This window comes from bacterium (assembly GCA_026708055.1).
Lineage (GTDB): Bacteria > Actinomycetota > Acidimicrobiia > Acidimicrobiales > CATQHL01 > VXNF01.
On record JAPOVS010000087.1, the window covers coordinates 1 to 18,109 of the forward strand.

General features: G+C 70.1%; 16 protein-coding genes and 3 tRNA genes. 11 read left to right on the forward strand and 8 right to left on the reverse strand.

Going from position 1 to position 18,109, the window contains the following annotated elements:
* The 3 genes from OXG55_17440 to OXG55_17450 form a co-directional block, all read right to left on the reverse strand.
* On the reverse strand, window positions 1-211 hold a 211-nt coding region (locus OXG55_17440; protein MCY4105021.1), incomplete at its 3' end, for a hypothetical protein.
* Window positions 212-432: 221 nt separating this feature from the next.
* Complete coding sequence (locus tag OXG55_17445; protein MCY4105022.1) at window positions 433-2,379, reverse strand: ABC transporter substrate-binding protein; 1,947 nt, start codon at window positions 2,377-2,379, stop codon at window positions 433-435.
* A gap of 102 nt (window positions 2,380-2,481) precedes the next feature.
* Window positions 2,482-3,195, reverse strand: a complete 714-nt coding sequence (locus tag OXG55_17450; protein ID MCY4105023.1) for a 2,3-bisphosphoglycerate-dependent phosphoglycerate mutase — start codon at window positions 3,193-3,195, stop codon at window positions 2,482-2,484.
* A gap of 343 nt (window positions 3,196-3,538) precedes the next feature.
* Here OXG55_17450 and dnaK point away from each other — a divergent pair, with 343 nt between their 5' ends.
* From dnaK to purB, 7 genes are read left to right on the forward strand one after another with little or no spacing between them, the layout of a single operon-like run.
* Window positions 3,539-5,383, forward strand: coding sequence for a molecular chaperone DnaK (gene dnaK, locus OXG55_17455; GenBank protein MCY4105024.1), 1,845 nt, complete (start codon window positions 3,539-3,541; stop codon window positions 5,381-5,383).
* Window positions 5,380-5,952 carry a nucleotide exchange factor GrpE gene (gene grpE, locus OXG55_17460; protein ID MCY4105025.1) on the forward strand — a complete coding sequence of 191 codons (573 nt, stop codon included), beginning with the start codon at window positions 5,380-5,382 and terminating at the stop codon, window positions 5,950-5,952. Before dnaK ends, grpE begins: the two co-directional genes overlap by 4 nt.
* A gap of 50 nt (window positions 5,953-6,002) precedes the next feature.
* Window positions 6,003-6,944 carry a DnaJ domain-containing protein gene (locus OXG55_17465; GenBank protein MCY4105026.1) on the forward strand — a complete coding sequence of 314 codons (942 nt, stop codon included), beginning with the start codon at window positions 6,003-6,005 and terminating at the stop codon, window positions 6,942-6,944.
* The gene (gene egtB / locus OXG55_17470) at window positions 6,944-8,218 is read left to right on the forward strand and encodes an ergothioneine biosynthesis protein EgtB (protein ID MCY4105027.1); all 1,275 of its coding nucleotides are present in this window, start codon (window positions 6,944-6,946) and stop codon (window positions 8,216-8,218) included. Before OXG55_17465 ends, egtB begins: the two co-directional genes overlap by 1 nt.
* A gap of 12 nt (window positions 8,219-8,230) precedes the next feature.
* Window positions 8,231-9,265 (forward strand): L-histidine N(alpha)-methyltransferase, encoded by a 1,035-nt coding sequence (egtD, locus tag OXG55_17475; protein ID MCY4105028.1) that lies wholly within the window; start codon window positions 8,231-8,233, stop codon window positions 9,263-9,265.
* Between the two features lie 36 nt (window positions 9,266-9,301).
* Window positions 9,302-10,591 (forward strand): adenylosuccinate synthase, encoded by a 1,290-nt coding sequence (locus OXG55_17480; GenBank protein MCY4105029.1) that lies wholly within the window; start codon window positions 9,302-9,304, stop codon window positions 10,589-10,591.
* Complete coding sequence (gene purB, locus OXG55_17485) at window positions 10,588-12,000, forward strand: adenylosuccinate lyase (protein MCY4105030.1); 1,413 nt, start codon at window positions 10,588-10,590, stop codon at window positions 11,998-12,000. The genes OXG55_17480 and purB overlap by 4 nt, the downstream gene beginning before the upstream one ends.
* 30 nt (window positions 12,001-12,030) lie before the next feature.
* Here purB and OXG55_17490 read toward each other — a convergent pair whose 3' ends face one another.
* The gene (locus OXG55_17490) at window positions 12,031-12,447 is read right to left on the reverse strand and encodes a hypothetical protein (protein ID MCY4105031.1); all 417 of its coding nucleotides are present in this window, start codon (window positions 12,445-12,447) and stop codon (window positions 12,031-12,033) included.
* Window positions 12,448-12,675: 228 nt separating this feature from the next.
* On the opposite strand from OXG55_17490, the gene pyrE reads away from it, so the two are divergent.
* Window positions 12,676-13,242: an orotate phosphoribosyltransferase gene (pyrE, locus tag OXG55_17495; GenBank protein ID MCY4105032.1), complete on the forward strand. Its 567-nt coding sequence runs from the start codon at window positions 12,676-12,678 to the stop codon at window positions 13,240-13,242.
* 131 nt (window positions 13,243-13,373) lie between these two features.
* Here the strand turns inward: pyrE and OXG55_17500 are convergent.
* The 4 genes from OXG55_17500 to OXG55_17515 form a co-directional block, all read right to left on the reverse strand.
* Window positions 13,374-13,446 (reverse strand) — tRNA-Phe (locus OXG55_17500).
* 4 nt (window positions 13,447-13,450) lie between these two features.
* Window positions 13,451-13,525, reverse strand: a tRNA-Asp gene (locus OXG55_17505).
* 72 nt (window positions 13,526-13,597) lie between these two features.
* Window positions 13,598-13,670: transfer RNA gene (locus tag OXG55_17510), tRNA-Glu, on the reverse strand.
* Between the two features lie 12 nt (window positions 13,671-13,682).
* Window positions 13,683-14,600 carry a COX15/CtaA family protein gene (locus OXG55_17515; protein MCY4105033.1) on the reverse strand — a complete coding sequence of 306 codons (918 nt, stop codon included), beginning with the start codon at window positions 14,598-14,600 and terminating at the stop codon, window positions 13,683-13,685.
* A gap of 96 nt (window positions 14,601-14,696) precedes the next feature.
* On the opposite strand from OXG55_17515, the gene OXG55_17520 reads away from it, so the two are divergent.
* From OXG55_17520 to OXG55_17530, 3 genes are all read left to right on the forward strand, one after another.
* On the forward strand, window positions 14,697-15,572 hold the full coding sequence (locus OXG55_17520) for a heme o synthase (protein MCY4105034.1): 876 nt from the start codon (window positions 14,697-14,699) through the stop codon (window positions 15,570-15,572).
* A 175-nt stretch (window positions 15,573-15,747) separates the two neighbouring features.
* Window positions 15,748-17,463, forward strand: a complete 1,716-nt coding sequence (locus tag OXG55_17525; protein MCY4105035.1) for a cbb3-type cytochrome c oxidase subunit I — start codon at window positions 15,748-15,750, stop codon at window positions 17,461-17,463.
* Window positions 17,460-18,074 carry a cytochrome c oxidase subunit 3 gene (locus OXG55_17530; GenBank protein ID MCY4105036.1) on the forward strand — a complete coding sequence of 205 codons (615 nt, stop codon included), beginning with the start codon at window positions 17,460-17,462 and terminating at the stop codon, window positions 18,072-18,074. The genes OXG55_17525 and OXG55_17530 overlap by 4 nt, the downstream gene beginning before the upstream one ends.
* Window positions 18,075-18,109 lie beyond the last annotated feature (35 nt).

The window sequence follows — 18,109 nt, forward strand, 5'->3', positions numbered from 1 at the left end:
CGGCTGCGGCCTGCGCCTCCCGCGCCTTGGCGGCGGCGGCCTGCGCGTCGGCCAGAGCCACGCCGGCGTCGGCCTGCGCGGCGCCGGCCTCGCTCATGGCGGCGGCGGCCGCGTCGGCAGCGCCGTCGTCGGCGGCGCAGGAGGCTGCGATGAGCATCACCCCCAGCAGCGCCACCAACCAGCGGCCGCGGATTCGTGCGAGTTCACGCATGAGTTCTCCCCCTCGTGTGAGCGGCGCCGCTCCGGCGCCCGGTGATTGAACGAATCGCCGGACGAACCGGCGGGCAGATGTTAGCGCCGGTCGGCGCGCGGTTCAGCGGCCGCGTCGTCAGCGCGATCCGGTCAAGAAAGGCGGAACCCCGCCGACGTGATTGCCGGCGGGGCTCCGCTCGCTCGTTCAACGGGGCGCAGGCTCAGGCCCGCGCCGCGGGGTTACTGGTCCAGTGGATACAGATCCGCCAGCCGCGGGATCTCGTTCGGGTACAGCGCGTAGCCCCCGACGTTGTCGCGCAGGGCGATCTTGTAGTCCGGCTGCGCCAGGAACACCCACGGAGCGTCCTCGGAGATGATGCGCTGCGCCTCCTCGAACATGCCGCGCCGGACTGCCGGGTCCTTCTCGGCCCAACCGTCGCGGATGATCTCGTCGACCCGCGCGTTGTTGTAGTCGGTGTAGTTGCCGAAGACGCCCGACTCCAGGAGCAGCGACAGCAGGTAGTTGGGATCGTCGATCCAGGCCAGGGCCTCGTCCACGAAGAACTGCAACTGCTTGCCGGCCTTGCGCTCGGCGAACACGGCGGCGGTCAGCACCTCGATCTCCACGTCCATGCCGATCTCGGCCAGGTGCGACTGGACGCGCACGGCGATCAGCTCGTGCTCGCCCTTGCCGGCGTCGATGGACAGGCTCACCGGGGAACCGTCGTAGCCGCTCTCGGCCAGCAGTTCCCGAGCACGGTCCACGTCACGGTCGTAACCGATCTGGTCGCCGATCGAGAACGCCGAGCCGTTGGGCAGGGCGCCCCGGAGCCGCTGGGCCTCGTTCTTGTAGACGTTGGTGATGATGTCCTCGTAGTCCACGGCGTAGGACACCGCCTGGCGCACCAGCACGTCGTCGAACGGGGCGATGGAGTTGCCCATGCCCAGGTACGCCTGGTTCTTGGACGGGAAGCGCTGCACGACCACGCCGTCCACTCCCTGGAGGGCGGCGAAGTCCTCGGTGCCGAGGCCGATGGCCACGTCGATGACGCCGGCGCTCAGCAACTGCACACGCTCGGCGTTGGACGGGATGATCTTCCAGATGATCTTGTCGTAGGCCCGCTCCCGGCCCCAGTAGTTCTCGCGCTTCTCGAACACGACCTCCTGGTCGGGCAGCCAGCTGGCGATCCGGTACGGGCCGCTGGGGTTCTCGACGTTGGATTGGAAGTGCTCGATCGCCCAGGGGTCGTCCTCGGTCGCGTACTTCTCGACCACCTTCGGATCCACCGGCACCGAGGAGGTCATGTAGAACTGCTGCATCACCATCGGGCTCGGCGCGTTGGCCGTGAACTGCAGGGTGTAGCGGTCGATCACCTCGGGCGGCTCGTCGATGAAGGCGATGTTGGTGAGCAGCCAGGCGCCGCCGCCGGGCGTGTTGAGGTTCCGGTCCACCCAGAAGCGCACCGTCTCGGCAGTCACCTCCGTGCCGTCGTCGAACGTGACGCCCTCGCGGACCTTGATGGTGTAGGTGACCCCGTCGGCGTGCTCCTCCCAGGACTCGAAGTAGACCGGCTCCACCTGGTCGGCCACGGCGACCAGGGCGCCGTCCTGCTCCACGATCGGGTGGATGACCGGCGTGTCGGACACGATCAGCTGGGCCTCGTGGCCGCGGATGAAGTTGGTGCAGCACGGGTCCAGCGTCTGGATGTCGCCGGGCACGCCGACGGTGAGGATGAGTTCCTCCTCTGCCATCGGTTCCGGCGCGGTCGCCGCGGCCTCGGCCTCGGCGGCGGCCGCGGCGGCGGCCTCGGCGGCCCCGCGCGCTTGGTCGGCCTCGGCCTGTGCGGCTGCGGCATCCGAGCGCGCTTGGTCGGCCGCGGCCTGGGCGGCGGCCAGGTCGGCCTCGGCCTGTGCCACGGCCGCCTGGTTGCCCTCAGCGGTGGCCTGCGCCAGCGCCGCGGCGGCGGTTGCCGTGTCGGCTGCGGCCTGCGCCTCCCGCGCCTTGGCGGCGGCGGCCTGCGCGTCGGCCAGTGCGACCTCGGCATCGGACTGGGCGCTCTGCGCCTCGGCCATCGCACTGGCAGCGGTGTCGGAGGCGCCATCGTCGGCAGCACACGAAGCTGCGACCAGCATTATCCCCAACAGCGCCAGCAGCCAGCGCTTTCGAACTCCAATACTCCCGCGCATATTGTCTCCCATCTGTTCGTCGGGGCCGCATCGGGCGCTCCGGTGGAATGCGCGCCGCTCCCGCCCACCCGGCGAAAACGACCCGCGCATCGTAGCCGCAGGTCAGCGGATAGTCACAAAACGCTCGGTCAAGTCCGCATGCCGGGCGGGACGCATGTCGGATCCGATGTCGTAGGCGATCGGGATCCCGGTGGGGATCTCCACGCCGGCGATGCCGGCGTCGGGGACGTTCTCGAGGTGCTTGACCAGCGCCCGCAGGCTGTTGCCGTGGGCGGCCACCAGCACGCAGCGGTAGGCTCGCAGGTCGGCTCCCAGCGGCCCCTCCCAGTAGGGCAGCAGGCGGGCGAGCACGTCGGCCAACGACTCGCACCGGGGCATCTCGCCGGCCGCAAGGTCCGTGTAACGGGGATCGGTGGCGGGGTTCCACGGGTTGTCGGGCCGGATCGGCGGCGGCGCGGTGGCGAAACTGCGGCGCCACAGCCTGACCTGCTCGGCGCCGTGACGGGCCGCTGTCTCGGCCTTGTCGAGTCCGGTCAGGTCGCCGTAGTGCCGCTCGTTGAGGCGCCAGTGCCGCCGCACACCGATGTCCCCGCAACCCACCTCGACCAGCGCCAGAGTGCAGGTGTCGATGGCTCTGGTCTGCAACGAGGTATGGGCCACGTCGGGGCGGATCCCGGCTGCTGCCAGCGCCCGCCCGGCGGCCACGGCCTCCTCGCGACCCTGCGGCGACAGGGGGCTGTCGTACCAGCCGGTGAAGCGGTTCTGGAGGTTCCAGGTGCTCTGCCCGTGGCGGAGCAGGATCAGGTTGGCGGTCATCGGGCCCGTCCGGAAGGCGACTCTCGCGGGACGGCGCCCAGCCGTCCACCGCCGATGACCCTACCGAGTGCTCCCGACCGGCATCCCCACCCGGTCGCCCACCGCCCGATCTGCAGCGAGACGGCGGACCATTCCGTTTGCTCAGCAGTGGCGGGAAGATTTTGGCCGCTGCGGTTGTTGAATCTGTTGTCCGGTCCGCCGGTGGGCGCCCTTCAGGCGAACGGCAGGCGAACCGGGCCTCGGTAGCCTGCTTCGGGACGAGGCAGAACGCGCCGCGAGACATGTCAGGTTTCGCCGGTCCGGCGCGAGGACCGTCGAAAGCACTTCGGAGAGGTAACGCAGCATGGGCAAGGCAGTCGGCATCGACCTGGGCACGACCAACTCGGTGGTGAGCGTCATGGAGGGCGGTGACCCCACCGTCATCGCCAACGCCGAGGGGGCGCGCACCACGCCGTCGATCGTGGCGTTCGCCACCGGCGGCGAGGTGCTCGTCGGCGAGGTCGCCAAGCGGCAGGCCATCACCAACGCCGACCGCACGATCCGCTCGGTGAAGCGTCACATGGGCGAGACGATCCCCGTCACCGAGGTCGACGGCAAGAAGTACATGCCGCAGGAGATCTCGGCGCGCATCCTGATGAAGCTCAAGCGGGACGCCGAGTCGTACCTCGGCGAGGACGTGACCGAGGCGGTCGTCACGGTGCCCGCCTACTTCGACGACGCCCAGCGCACCGCCACCAAGGAGGCGGGCCAGGTCGCCGGTCTCGAGGTGCTGCGCATCATCAACGAGCCGACCGCCGCGGCCCTCGCCTACGGGCTCGAGAAGAAGCACGCGGACGAGACCGTGCTGGTCTTCGACCTGGGCGGCGGCACCTTCGACGTGTCGGTGCTGGAGATCGGCGACGGCGTCTTCGAGGTGAAGTCCACCAGCGGTGACACCAAGCTGGGCGGCGACGACTGGGACGAGGCGGTCATCGAGTGGATCGCCGACCGCTTCAAGGGAGACCACGGCGTTGACCTCAGCGGTGACCCGATGGCCCTGCAGCGCCTCAAGGAGGCTGCCGAGAAGGCCAAGATCGAGCTCTCCCAGAAGCAGGAGGCGCAGATCAATCTCCCCTTCATCACCGCCACCTCCTCGGGCCCGCTGCACCTGGACTACGCCCTCACGAGGGCCGCCTTCGAGTCCATGACGTCCCGTCTCCTGGACCGCTGTCGCCGGCCGTTCGAGCGGGCTCTCGCCGACGCCGGGCTGACCGCCGACGAGGTCGACCACGTCATCCTGGTCGGGGGGTCCACGCGCATGCCCGCCGTCGCCGCCCTCGTCACGGAGATGACCGGCAAGACCCCGCACAAGGGGGTGAACCCCGATGAGGTCGTGGCGGTCGGAGCCACCATCCAGGCCGGCGTCCTGAAGGGCGACGTCACCGACGTGCTGCTGCTCGACGTGACACCGCTCTCGCTGGGGATCGAGACCAAGGGCGGGATCATGACCCGCCTCATCGACCGCAACACCACCATCCCCACGAAGCGGTCGGAGGTCTTCACAACGGCCGCCCACAACCAGCCGTCGGTGGAGATCCACGTGCTGCAGGGCGAGCGCGAGATGGCCGAGTTCAACAAGACGCTCGGCAAGTTCCAGTTGGTGGACATCCCGCCCGCGCCGCAGGGGGTGCCGCAGATCGAGGTCACCTTCGACATCGACGCCAACGGCATCGTGCACGTGTCGGCCCGCGACAAGGCCACCGGCAACGAGCAGTCCATAACCATCACCGGCCAGTCGTCCCTGGATGACGACGAGATCGACAAGATGGTGCGCGACGCGGAGGCGCACGCGGAGGAGGATCGGCGCCGCCGGGAGGCCGCCGAGACCCGCAACATGGCGGACTCCCTGGTGTACCGCGCCGAGAAGTTGCTCGACGAGGATGCGGCCGAGGCCGACGCCGAGGGGGCAGCGGACCTGCGCGCCAAGATGGAGGCCACCCGCACCGCCCTCGAGGGGGACGACGCGGCTGCCGTGACCTCAGCCGCCGACGACCTCCAGCAAGCCGTCGAGAGCTTCGTGTCGGCGATGTACGCCCGGGCCACGCAGAGCCCCGACGCCGAGGGCGACGCTGCCGGCGCTGCCGGCGGCGATGCGCCGGCTGGCGACGACGTGATCGACGCCGAGATCCTCGACGAGGAGGACTCGTGACGGCTGGGACCGAGCAAGACCCGGCGCCCGGCGCCACCGAACCCCTCGAGTCGGAGCCCACGGCAGGCACCGAGCCGGAGGAGGCGACGCCACCGGACAGGTCGGCGGCGGAGGCAGCCGGGGAGGATTCCCCGGCACCGGCCGGGGACACGCTCGACGGTCCGGCCTGTGGGCGGTGCGCCGGTTACCTCGACTCCCTCACCCGCCTCAAGGCGGAGTTCGCCAACTTCCGCCGCCGGGCCGGCGAGCGGCAGGCCCAGGCGGCCGAACGCGGCGCCGCCGATCTGGCGGCCCGGCTGCTGGCTGTTCTGGACGCCTCCGAGGCCGGCGCCGCCCACGACAGCGAGTTGGTGGGCCCGCTGCACAGCGCGCTCCTGGACGCGCTCGCCGAGGGAGGTCTGGAAGTGATCTCACCTGCCGGCCAACCGTTCGATCCGAACTATCACGAAGCGGCACTGCACACCACCGCCGAGAGCCCCGGCGACCCGATCGTGACCGAGGTGCTCCGCACCGGCTACGCCTGGAGCGGGCGGGTGCTGCGTCCTGCGGTGGTCGGCGTCCGGGGATGACCGCCCGCCCGCACGAGTCCTGAGGCGGGTGAGCCAGTGAACGTAAGCCAGTGAACGACATACGCCAGGAGTGGCTTCAGAAGGACTACTACCGCGTTCTGGAGGTGGCGCCGGACGCACCCCAGGATGAGATCACCAAGGCCTACCGCTCGCTCGCTCGCCGGCTGCATCCGGATCGGAACCCCGACGATGCCCGCGCCGAGGAGCGCTTCAAGCAGGTCTCGGCCGCCTACGACGTGGTCGGCGACGCCGACAAGCGTGCGCAGTACGACGAGATCCGCCGCCTCGCCGCCGGCGGGAATCCGTTCGCCGCCACGGGTCCGGGGGGAACGCACTCCTTCCAGTTCTCGGGCGCCGACGGGCTGAATGACCTGCTGGCGAACCTGTTCGGCGGCGGTGCCGGGCCGTTCGGCGGCGCGCCGGGCGGCAACCGGCCGCAGCGGGGACCGGACCACCAGGCACAGCTCTCCCTCTCGTTCTCCGAGGCGGTGAACGGGGTGACCAGGGAGGTCTCCCTGGGTGAGCGGTCCGACCGCCGGAAGACGAAGGTGCGGATCCCCGCAGGCGTCGACGACGGCCAGCGGATACGGCTGCGGGGCAAGGGCGGCGCAGGTGCCGACGGCGGCCCGCCGGGGGATCTCTACGTGATCGTGCGTGTCGGCGACCACCCGCTGTTCGGGCGAGACGGCGACCATCTCACCCTGACCGTTCCCGTCAGCTTCAGCGAGGCCGCCGCCGGGGCGCGCATCGCGGTTCCGACCTTCGAGGGTGACCCGGTGACGCTGCGCCTGCCGGCGGGCACCCCGTCCGGGCGGACCCTGCGCGTGCGCGGCCGCGGCGTGACGACCGACCACCGAACCGGTGACCTGCTCGTTACGGTGGAGGTCGTGGTGCCCAAGAAGCTCAACGCGGCCCAGCGCCGTGCCCTGGAGGAATTCGACGAGGCCACCAAGGGCCCGCCGCCACGCGAGCACCTGGGAATGCCGTCTTGATGTCGCCGGTCGGCACCCTGGCCGAGCGCTACACGGCCGTACGGGGCCTCACCGAGCAGTTGGCGGCGCCGCTGTCGCCGGAGGACCAGTGCATCCAGACGATGGCCGACGTGAGTCCCACCAAGTGGCACCGCGCCCACACCACCTGGTTCTTCGAGACGTTCCTGCTGAAGCCTCACCTCGAGGGCTACGGCGAGGCGGACCCTCTCTACCACTACCTCTTCAACTCCTACTACGAGGCGGCGGGCCCCCGGCACCCCCGCCCGCAGCGGGGGATCATCTCCCGGCCCTCCGCCGCCGAGGTTGCCGACTACCGGAGGTGGGTCGACGGGGCGATGGTTCGCCTGCTGACCGGCGAGCCCCCCGAGCCCGTCGAGGACCTCGCGACCTTGGGCCTGAACCACGAGCAGCAGCACCAGGAACTCCTGCTCATGGACATCAAGCACGTCCTGAGCTGCAATCCCGCCCAGCCCGCCTACCGTCCCGCCCCGCCGCCGTCCTCGACGGTTGCCGGGTCGGGACCCGGCTGGGTCGGGTTCGAGGGTGGACGCCGGGCGATCGGACACGACGGCGGTTCCTTCGCCTTCGACAACGAGGGTCCGCGGCACGAGGTCCTGCTCAGGCCGTACGAGTTGTCCAGCCGTCTGGTCACCTGCGGCGACTGGCTGGCGTTCATGGCCGACGGCGGCTACCGGACTCCCACCCTCTGGCTGTCCGACGGGTGGGCGACGGCGCAGTCCTCGGACTGGTCCGCACCGCTTTACTGGAGCCGGACCGGCGACGGCTTCAGCGCTGGCTCCTGGCACGTGTTCACCCTGGCCGGCCCGCGGGAGGTGCACCCCGACGACCCGGTCTGCCACATCTCGTACTACGAGGCCGACGCCTTCGCTCACTGGGCCGGCGCCCGCCTGCCCACCGAGGCCGAATGGGAGGCCGCCGCGGGCAGTGCTGCCGCGCGACCGGACAGCGATGACGCGAACTTCCTGTTCTCGGGCGCGCTTCACCCCCGTCCCGCCGCCGGCGACGGCCTCACGCAGCTGTTCGGCGACGTCTGGGAGTGGACCGCCAGCGCCTACAGCCCCTATCCCGGGTTCGCGCCCGCGGCGGGTGCTGTGGGCGAGTACAACGGCAAGTTCATGGTCAACCAGATGGTGCTGCGGGGCGGTTGCTGCGTCACCCCCGCCGGTCACGTCCGCGCCAGCTACCGCAACTTCTTCGCTCCGGGCACGCGCTGGCACTTCTCGGGCCTGCGCCTGGCCCGGGACAGCCGCTGACCCGTCACCACCGTGGTCTCGGGAGCACGCTCCGACGCGTTCGTCGCGGCCGGCGCCGGGAACCGCGGCTACACGATCAGCGTCTGCACCGACGAGGCCGCCCGGGACCGGGCGCTGGCGGCCGACGTGTCCGCGGGGCTCGGATCGATGCCGAAGGATCTTCCCCCCAAGTGGTTCTACGACGACGAGGGCTCCCGGCTGTTCGGGGAGATCACCCGGCTCGCCGAGTACTACCTGACGCGCCGCGAGCACGAGATCCTGCGACGCGTCGCTCCGGAGATCGCCACGCTCTCGGGCGCCGGAACGCTCGTCGAATTGGGCTCGGGCTTCTCCGACAAGACCCGCCTGCTGCTCGACGCCATGGCCGCCGCCGGCACCCTCGAGGCGTTCGTTCCCTTCGACGTGAACGAGACGGCCCTCCGTGCCACGGCCGCCCGCGCAGCCGAGGCCTATCCCGGCGTGGCCACCCACGGCGTGGTGGGCGAGTTCGGTGCGGACCTGCGGTCGGTACCCAGCGAGGGACGGCGGCTGGTGGCCCTGCTGGGTAGCACCATCGGCAACTTCTCCGGACCCGAGCGCCGGAAGTTCCTCGCCGAGATCGCCGCCATGTCCTCGGCGGGCGAGACGTTCCTACTCGGTGCCGATCTGGTCAAGGAACGCAGTCGCCTGCTCGCCGCCTACGACGACGCCGCCGGGGTCACGGCGGCGTTCAACCGCAACGTGCTGCGCGTCATCAACCGGCGTCTGGACGCCGACTTCGAGCCCCTGCGGTTCAGGCATGTGGCCACCTACGACGACGAGACCCAGCGGGTCGAGATGTGGCTGCGGTCCGAGGGCGCGCAGGTCGTGCACGTGCGACGCCTCGCCCTGCGCGCCGCCTTCGCCGACGGCGAGGCCATGCGCACCGAGGTCTCCGCCAAGTTCCGACCCGCCCAGGTCCTCGAGGAGTTGACGGCGGCCGGCTTCACGGTCCTGGCCCAGTGGCTGGACGGTGCCGGCGACTTCTCGCTCACGCTGGCGCAGCGCGCCAACGGGTCGCGACCGTAGGCTGGTCCGGGCCGTTCGCTCACGAGGGAGGGCGTTGTGGGAGCAACCGTGGTGGTTGGCACCCAGTGGGGCGACGAGGGCAAGGGGAAGCTCACGGACCTGCTCGCGGCCGAGATGGAGATGGTCGTGCGCTACCAGGGGGGGCACAACGCCGGGCACACCATCGTGGTCGGCGAGGAGTCCTTCGCCCTGCAGTTGGTGCCGTCGGGCGTGCTCTACGAGCACATCACGCCGGTCATCGGCAACGGTGTCGTCGTCGACCCGTTCGTGCTCGTCGACGAGTTGGCCATGCTCGAAGCGCGTGGCATCAGCACCCGGCGGCTGCAGGTGTCCGGCAACGCCCACCTCATCCTTCCCTACCACCAGCAGCTCGACGTCCTCAGTGAGCGCCGCCTGGGGTCCAACAGGTTGGGCACGACCAAGCGTGGCATCGGACCGGCCTACGCCGACAAGGCGACCCGCATCGGCCTGCGCCTGCAGGACCTCTTCGACGCCGGCATCTTCCGCAAGAAGCTGGAGGCAGTCCTGCGGGAGAAGAATCCGTTGCTGGCGAAGGTCTACAACCGGCTGGGCTACGACTCCGAGGTGCTCGCCGACAAGTACCTTCAGGAGATCCGCCCCGCGCTGGAGCCGTACGTCACCGACACGGTGACGACGGTTCACGAGGCGCTCGAAGCAGGCCGCCAGGTTCTCTTCGAAGGGGCCCAGGCCACGTTCCTGGACCTGGACCACGGGACGTATCCCTTCGTCACGTCCTCGAATCCGGTTGCCGGGGGAGCCTGCGTGGGCGCCGGCGTGGGGCCGCGGCACATCGAACGGGTCATCGGGATCACCAAGGCGTACACGACCAGGGTCGGGTCGGGCCCGTTCCCCGCGGAGACCCACGGCGAGGTGGCGGACCGGCTCGTGGCCGACGGAGCCGAGTTCGGCACCAACACGGGCCGCCGCCGGCGCGTGGGTTGGCTCGACCTGGTGATGCTCCGCCATGCGGTGCGGCTGAACTCGCTCTCGGAGATCGCGATCACCAAGCTGGACGTCCTCGACTCGCTGGCGGTCGTGAAGGTGTGCGTGGGCTACGACATCGGCGGCCGGCGCACCGAGGACATGCCGTACCACCAGTCCGACGTGCACCGGGCCTCTCCGGTGCTCGAGGAGTTGCCGGGCTGGCGCACCTCCCTGGCCGAGGTCACGGCGCCGGGGGATCTTCCCGCCGCCGCCGGCGGCTACCTTCGCTTCGTGGAGGAGCGGGCAGGTGTGCCGATCACGCTCGTCGGTGTCGGCCCGCGTCGGCGGCAGCTCGTCCGCCTGAAGTCGCCGTCGTCGTGACCATCCCGAACCTGCTGGCCGAGCGTTACGCCGGCGCGGCGATGCGCGCCATCTGGTCGCCGCGCGAGAAGGTCCGCCGGGAACGGGAGTTCTGGGTGGCCGTCCTCGAAGGGCAGATCGAGTTGGGGCTGGAGGTTCCCGGGGACGCGCCAGCCGCGTACCGGGCCGTCGTCGAGGACATCGACCTGGATTCCATCGCCCGCCGGGAGCGCCGGTTGCGGCACGACGTGATGGCCCGGCTGGAGGAGTTCTGCGCGCTGGCAGGTTGCGAGTACCTCCACTGGGGTCTCACCTCCCGCGACGTCACCGAGAACGTCGAGCAGACGCAGATCCGCGATGCGATGCGTCTCGTGCTGACCAAGGCGGTCGCCGCCGCCGATGCCGTGGCGCGGCGGGCCGGCGAGTTGGCCGCAACGCCCGTGGTGGCGCGTACGCACAACGTTCCAGCGCAGGTCACAACCTTCGGCCGCCGCTTCGCCGCCGCGGGCGAGGAGTTGATCGAGGCGATCCGCCGCCTCGAGACGCTGGTCGAGGACTACCCGTTGCGCGGGTTGAAGGGTGCCGTCGGCACGCAGGCGGGCCTACTGGGGCTGTTCGCCGGCGACCCCTCGAAGGTGGAGGCGCTGGAAGCGGCCGTCGCCGCCCGGCTCGGGTTCGACCGCACACTTGGTGCGGTGGGGCAGGTGTATCCCCGGTCGCTGGACTTCGACGTCGTCTCGAGCCTGTTCAGGCTCGGCAACGGGCCGGCCAACCTGGCGACGACGATCCGCCTCATGGCCGGGCAGGAACTCATCACCGAAGGGTTCGGTGCCGGACAAGTCGGATCGTCCGCCATGCCCCACAAGACCAATGCTCGTTCCTGCGAACGCATCAATGGCCTCGCGACGGTGTTGCGCGGGCACGTCACCATGGTTGCCGACCTGGCGGGGGTTCAGTGGAACGAAGGTGACGTCAGTTGCTCGGTCGTACGCAGGATCGTGTTGCCCGACGCGTTCTTCGCGATCGACGGGCTCCTGGAGACGTTCCTCACGGTGATGCAAGAACTGGAGCCCTTCCCGGCCGTGGCCGTCGAGGAGTTGCGCGGCCGAGCACCGCTCTTGGCGAGTGCAGCTCTTCTCGTTGCCGCGGCCGATGCAGGAGCTGAGCGCTCCCATGTCCATTCGGTACTGCAGCGCCACAGTGCAGCTGCTGTGGCTGCACAGCGAACCGGTCAGGCGTACGATCTCGCGGCCGCTTTGGGCCAGGACGACGACTTCCCCTTGACAATAGAAGGCGTGGAAGCAGTCCTGAACGAGGCCAGTGAACCCGGCCGGGCCGAAGCGCAAGTGGCTGACTTCGTCAAGGCGGCAGCCGACTTGTTGGACCGCTATCCCCTGGCTGGAGAAGTTGCTCCGGAGCCGCTCCTGTAACGGCGGGCACCGGCTGTCAGTGGTGAACCGTCAGCGAATGCCCGCAGCCTGAAGGACCTTTGCGGAGACACCGACCTCTCGCCAAGCCTGATACGAGATGCCCTTGCGCTCGCTGTATGAAGCCGCTACATCGATGAAACCGTTCTCGAGTTCGTCGATGTCAACGCTCTGTTCAGCGGCGTCGATTGCCTTCTGCAGATTGATTCTCTCCTGAACGAGGTGCAGGCGCCCCACGGCGCCTGCTGATTCCAAGTCCTGTTCCACAGCCGCCAGCTTCTTCTGGAGCGATTCTTTGGAGCGGCGCCTGCCGCCGGATTGTCTCACTTCGAGTGCCTCGAGGTACTGGCGTACAACACGGGTCTCGGTTCGCCCTTGGATCATCGCCGCCTTGTGCTCAGGGGTGACCTCGCGGGCTTTCCGCTCGCTGCTTGCGTCGCTCTCGCTCATGTCGACTGCTCCTTTCGGTGATGGCTCACCACGAATAGACAGACTAATTCAGATCACCGAAGTCTAACCAGATTCTGTCCGAGCGAGTCAAGCGACTCCAGGAGATTGACAAGTTTTCCGTCGGGGTGCCTTGCATCGCGAGTTGTTCCCACCGGCGGTGCGCAACTATTGAACTGCTGGTCTTGTGGACTTGTCTACGGTAGATTGGCTCTACGGTAAATTGGCACTGTGAAACGATCATCCGTAGACCTGTTGAAGCAGCACCTGTTGAAACACTCGATCCGTACGGGTGACTTTGTCTTGAAATCCGGGCGCCGCAGCAACTGGTTCTGCGACGCCAAGCAGACCGCCTGCCGGGCGGAGGGGATCCTGCTGGTCGCCGACGCGGTGCTGGATGTGATGCCGCCCGGCATCGACGCCATCGGCGGCTTGGCCGCCGGCGCGGATCCGATCGCGTTCGGCGTGGCGGGCGTCGCCGCCGTCCGGGGACGGCCGCTCCGTGCTTTCAGCATCCGCAAGGAGGCCAAGGACCATGGTGTGGAAGGCCGTCTGGCGGGCGCGCTGGAGGCGGAGGACCGGGTTCTCATCGTTGAGGACACCGTCACCAGGGGCCGCTCGCCGCTGGAGGCGGCGCGGGTGGTCCGCGCTCTGGGCGCCGAGCCGCAGATGATCCTGGCGATCGTCGACAGGGGCGGCACGTGCGCGGCGGCTGCGGCCGCCGAAGGGCTGGTCTTCCGGGCGCTGGTGACCGCGCCGGAACTCGGCTTCGCCTACGAGTCCCCCGGAGGCGCCTAGGTCCCCCGGAGGCGCCCAGGTCCCCCGGAGGCGCCCAGGTCCCCCGGAGGCGCCCAGGTCCCCCGGAGGCGCCCAGGTGTACCCGGAGCAGACCGTCGCCGACCGGGCCCGGGTGACGGGGATCGACCGCGTGGTCGGGCCCGGCATCGATCCGGGGACCTTCCGCTTTTCAGGCGGACGCTCTGCCGACTGAGCTACCCGACCGGGGCGGTCCTGACGGGATTTGAACCCGCGACCTCCGCCTTGACAGGGCGGCGTGCACTCCAAGCTGCACTACAGGACCAGCAGGACCGAATCCTATCCGCAGCGGCTCCGACGCGGCGCGGAGCGCTGATGCGGCGGAGCCGGACAGCGGCACCCCCAACGGGATTCGAACCCGTGTTACCGCCTTGAAAGGGCGGCGTCCTAGGCCGCTGGACGATGGGGGCAACCGGGGCAGCCTACCGGGCGGGCGCCTCGTGCACGGCCAGGTGAAGCCGCAGGACGGCGGTCCAAAGGGCGGCCGCGCCGGCGATATGGACGCCGACGAGGAGCACGGGCACACCGGTGAAGTACTGCAGGTAGCCGACCGCGGCCTGCGCGCCGATCACCAGTACCACCAAGCGGGCGGCGGGGGCGTGCGGCGTCGCCCGGTGGCCCCGGCGCCGGAGCCGGAACGAGCCGCGCTCGGCACCGGCCCAGAGCAACAGCGCCACCGCGGCGCACAGCACCATGGCCCCGCCGTGCAGGCGGGCCAGGGACGGGATGTCGTACTGCAGCCGCTCGACATCGGCGTCACCACCATGCGGGCCGGCTCCGGTCAGCAACGTGCCGCTCACGATGGCCAGGACCGCCAGGACCACCAGCAGGCGCGTCAGGTGGCCCGCCGCCCGCGCCGGCGCGCCCGCCCCCCTCGGAGCCCCGTCGGGCAGACCGGCGCGGTGGTGCAACACGACGGCGTTGGCCACCAGCACCATCGACAGCAGGAAGTGGGCGATGACCAACCACGGGGAGAGGTGGTACCACACGACCAGGCCCCCGAGGACCACCTGGCCGGCAACCCCCGCCACGAGCCCGAACGCCAGTCCGACGAGGTCCTGCCGCCTGGGTCGCCGCAGCAGCGCACCGAGCACGGCGAGCGCCACGGCCAGCGACACCACGCCGGTAATGGCCCTGTTCACGAACTCCACCAGGGCGTGGTACTCCAGGTCGGGGACGAACTGGTTCTCCTCGCAGGTGGGCCAGTCCGAGCAGCCCAGTCCGGAGCCGGTGAGGCGCACCGCGCCACCGGTGATGATGATGAAGATCAGGGCCAGCAGGGCCAGCAGAGTGATACGGCGGTAGCCGGCCGGGCTGATTCCGTTCCTCCGCAGCGCCATCGGCGCTCAGCCTAGGAGCCGGCCGCAGTGCCCCTCGCCGCTCCATCAGCGTCGCGAGTGGAGTATTGGACACGCGGGTCTCGTACGCTTGCGCCGATGCCTGCGACGAAAGCCCGGGCCACGATCGCGTCCTACGTGGCGCTGACCAAACCGCGCATCATCGAGCTGCTGCTCGTGACGACGGTTCCCACCATGATCGTTGCGCAGCGAGGCCTGCCCCCGGTGTGGTTGATCGGGGCGGTCATCGCCGGCGGGGCCCTCGCCGCCGGCGGCGCCAACGCGCTCAACATGGTCATCGACCGCGACATCGACAGCATCATGCAGCGCACCCGGGACCGGCCCCTCGTCACCGGCGAGATAAGCCCGCGCAGCGCCCTGGCGTTCGCGGTCACCCTGGAGGTGGCGGCGTTCGTCTGGCTCTGGCTGATGGTGAACCTGCTCAGCGCGGTCCTGGCGGTGAGTGCCACGCTGTTCTACGTCTTCGTGTACAGCCTCTGGCTGAAGCGGCGGTCCGAGCGCAACATCGTCATCGGCGGAGCCGCCGGCGCGGTCCCCGTGCTCGTGGGCTGGACGGCCGTGACGGGCCGGCTGGACTGGGCGCCGCTGCTGCTGTTCGCGGTGATCTTCTACTGGACGCCACCCCACTTCTGGGCGCTGGCGGTGCGCTACCGCGATGACTACGCGCAGGTCGGGGTGCCGATGCTGCCGGCGGTCCGCTCCATCCGGACCGTGGCCCTGCGCATCATCGCCTACACCGTGGTCCTCTGGGCCACGAGCGTCGCTTTCGGGTTCGTGGCCGAGTTGGGGACCCTCTACCTTGCGACCGCCCTGGTGACCGGCGTGATCTTCATCGCCCTGGGTGTCCGGTTGCTTCGCCATGGCACACCGCAGGTGGCGATGCGCCTGTTCAACTGGTCCATCACCTACATCGTGTTGCTGTTCGGGGCCATGGCTCTGGATCGGTTCGTCTGATGGCGCCAATGGTGTCACCGGGCGGCATGATCCGGGACCGATCTGCTGCGGTGCGGGCGGCCCGCGGACTCGCGTTACAGTTCCAGGCTGGATCAGCCCCCCTGGCCGCCGGTCGAGCGGACTTCGCCGAGCGGTCATACCGAACGGACAACTCGCACCTCGTTACCGAATTCGTATGACCGCGACCGAGACTCACGCTGCCGCCACGGACGAGCACGCCTCGGCCACGCCGGCAGGCTCGCCGACCCCGCGGGGACTTGCGGGGATCCTGTCCAGCAGCGACCACAAGACGCTGGGGCGGATGTGGATCCTGGCGTCGCTGCTGCTCGGCACCTTCGTGCTGGTGTGCGGGCTGCTGTTGCACATCGAGCGCGCCAACCTGCCGGGTCTCGAGGTCTTCGCGGGCATCGAATCGTTCCGGCAGTTCTTCACGCTCTACCGGGTCGGTCTGGTCTTCCTGTTCGTCATGCCGTTGTGGATCGGTCTCGCCACGCACGTGGTCCCACTGCAGATCGGCGCCCGGGGTGTGGCCTTCCCGCGGGCGGCCGCGGCCGCCTTCTGGGGCTGGCTCACCGGGGCCGGCATCCTCATCGCCTCCTGGGCGATCGACGGGGGCCTTGCCGCCGGTGGCGAGCAGCGGGCCGTGGAGCTCTCCCTGCTCTCCTTCGCCCTGGTGGTGCTGTCGCTGCTGGGCGCCACGGGAGTGCTGCTCACCACCATGTGCACCCAGCGGCCGGCCGGCATGAGCCTGGAACGCATGCCGTTGTTCTCCTGGTCGGTGTTCGTGGCGGGTGCCGTGTGGCTCCTGAGCCTGCCCGTGCTGCTGGCCAACCTGGTCATCATGTGGATCGACCTGCGGGGTCCGAGCGCGGTGCGCTTCGGGGCCGGGCAGAACCTGTACGAGCAGGTCTCCTGGGTGTTCGACCAGCCCCAGGTGTTCGTGTTCGCAATCCCCGTGGTCGGTGTCGTGGGGGAGATCCTGCCGGTGGCCTTCGGCATGCCGCAGCGGCGCTGGGGCGTCATGCTCTCGCTCGTCGGTCTGGCCGGAGTGTTCAGTTTCGGTGCCGACCTGCAACGATTCTTCAGCCCGACGGCCCAGACGACGCCGCTCTACGTGGTCAGCGGCATCGTCGTGGCGCTGGTGGTCGTGGCGCTGCTGGGAGGCTGGGCCGACCTGGGGCGCGGCGCCCGCCGCCTGCCCCGGCCCAGCGGGCACCTCGCCGTGGCGATGTCGGCGCTGGGCGTGCTGGTCTTCGCGGCGATCGTGGGATTCATCCGGGTGCTCGGCGGGGCGGTCGGGTTCCTGCGGAGCTTCGCTCGGCACAACGAGTCCTGGCAGGGTGATCTGGACCGTGCCCTGGCGCCCCTGGACGATCTGCGGGGGACCATGGCCGGCGCGGGGCTGCTGGACCTCGTGGCGATGGCGGCCGTGCTCGGTGCCGTGGCCGGGCTCTTCTACTGGAGCCCCAAGATCTTCGGGCGCCGGGCCTCGCACGCCGCCGGCTTCGGCGCGGCGGCGATCCTGGGCGCGGCCGGCCTGTTGACGGGCCTGATGGGCCTCGTCGCCGGCTTCCTGGGCCAACCCGAACGCCCCAGCGCGAGCTTCACCTCGGGGGGTGCGGAGGCTGCGGCCATCCTCGCCGTCATCGGCGTGATCGGGGTCCTGTTGGCTATGGCGATCGTGCTGATCGTCACCCTGCGCGGCGCCGCCTCGCTCGCCCGGGGCGCCTCCACGGTTCCCGACCCCTGGGGCGGGCACACGATGGAATGGTTCGCCGCCTCGCCGCCCCCGCCGGACAACTTCGGTGACGAGCCGGCGGCTCCGGTGCGTTCGGCGCATCCTCTCTGGGACGCGCCGGCGCCGTCGACAGGCGAGAGAGGTGCCCCGTGAGCGAGCAGGCCGCTCCGGCGACCGAGATGGTGGCACCGGCGATCGCCCCGCGCCGCCGGACCCTGCAGGTGGGCACGGGTTTCGCCGCGGCGGCCGTGTTGATGTACTTCGGTGGCCTGCTGGGCGTCTACTTCTCCGAGCGGGCCGATTTCCTGCGGGCGAACCCCGGCGAGTCGTGGATCCCCTCCGGGGCCCGGGTCGAGCTGACCGCGCCGACGGTGATGGCCTGGACGCTGCTGCTGAGCGTCGTCACCATGCAGTGGGTGGTGCACGCCACCAAGCGGGACGACCGGCGCCACACCCTCATCGCCCTGGTCGTCACGGCCGTCTTCGGCGTGGCGGTGATCAACCAGACCGCCTTCCAGTACCGCCAGATGGGGCTGGCGATCGACGGGGGCAGCCTGGCGGCACCGCTCATCTACACGATCTCGGGCAGTCATCTCGCCCTGGTCGTCGTGGCCCTCGGCTACCTGTTCGTCATGGCGGTGCGGGCCCTCACCGCGCCGGCGCCCAGCGTCCACCTCGACGGCATGTCGGCGGCGGCCATGCTCTGGCACGTCATGGTGTTCGTGTACCTGGTCATCTGGGTCGGACTCTTCGTGACGAAGTGATGAGCCCCATCCCCGCACCCTCGGTCCACCGGCTG

Coding starts and splice junctions, on each gene's coding strand:
- OXG55_17445 (MCY4105022.1), bottom strand. CDS start 2,379: ATGCGCGGGAGTATTGGAGTTCGAAAGCGCTGGCTGCTGGCGCTGTTG.
- OXG55_17450 (MCY4105023.1), bottom strand. CDS start 3,195: ATGACCGCCAACCTGATCCTGCTCCGCCACGGGCAGAGCACCTGGAAC.
- dnaK (MCY4105024.1), top strand. CDS start 3,539: ATGGGCAAGGCAGTCGGCATCGACCTGGGCACGACCAACTCGGTGGTG.
- egtB (MCY4105027.1), top strand. CDS start 6,944: ATGTCGCCGGTCGGCACCCTGGCCGAGCGCTACACGGCCGTACGGGGC.
- OXG55_17490 (MCY4105031.1), bottom strand. CDS start 12,447: ATGAGCGAGAGCGACGCAAGCAGCGAGCGGAAAGCCCGCGAGGTCACC.
- OXG55_17515 (MCY4105033.1), bottom strand. CDS start 14,600: ATGGCGCTGCGGAGGAACGGAATCAGCCCGGCCGGCTACCGCCGTATC.
- OXG55_17520 (MCY4105034.1), top strand. CDS start 14,697: ATGCCTGCGACGAAAGCCCGGGCCACGATCGCGTCCTACGTGGCGCTG.
- OXG55_17525 (MCY4105035.1), top strand. CDS start 15,748: ATGACCGCGACCGAGACTCACGCTGCCGCCACGGACGAGCACGCCTCG.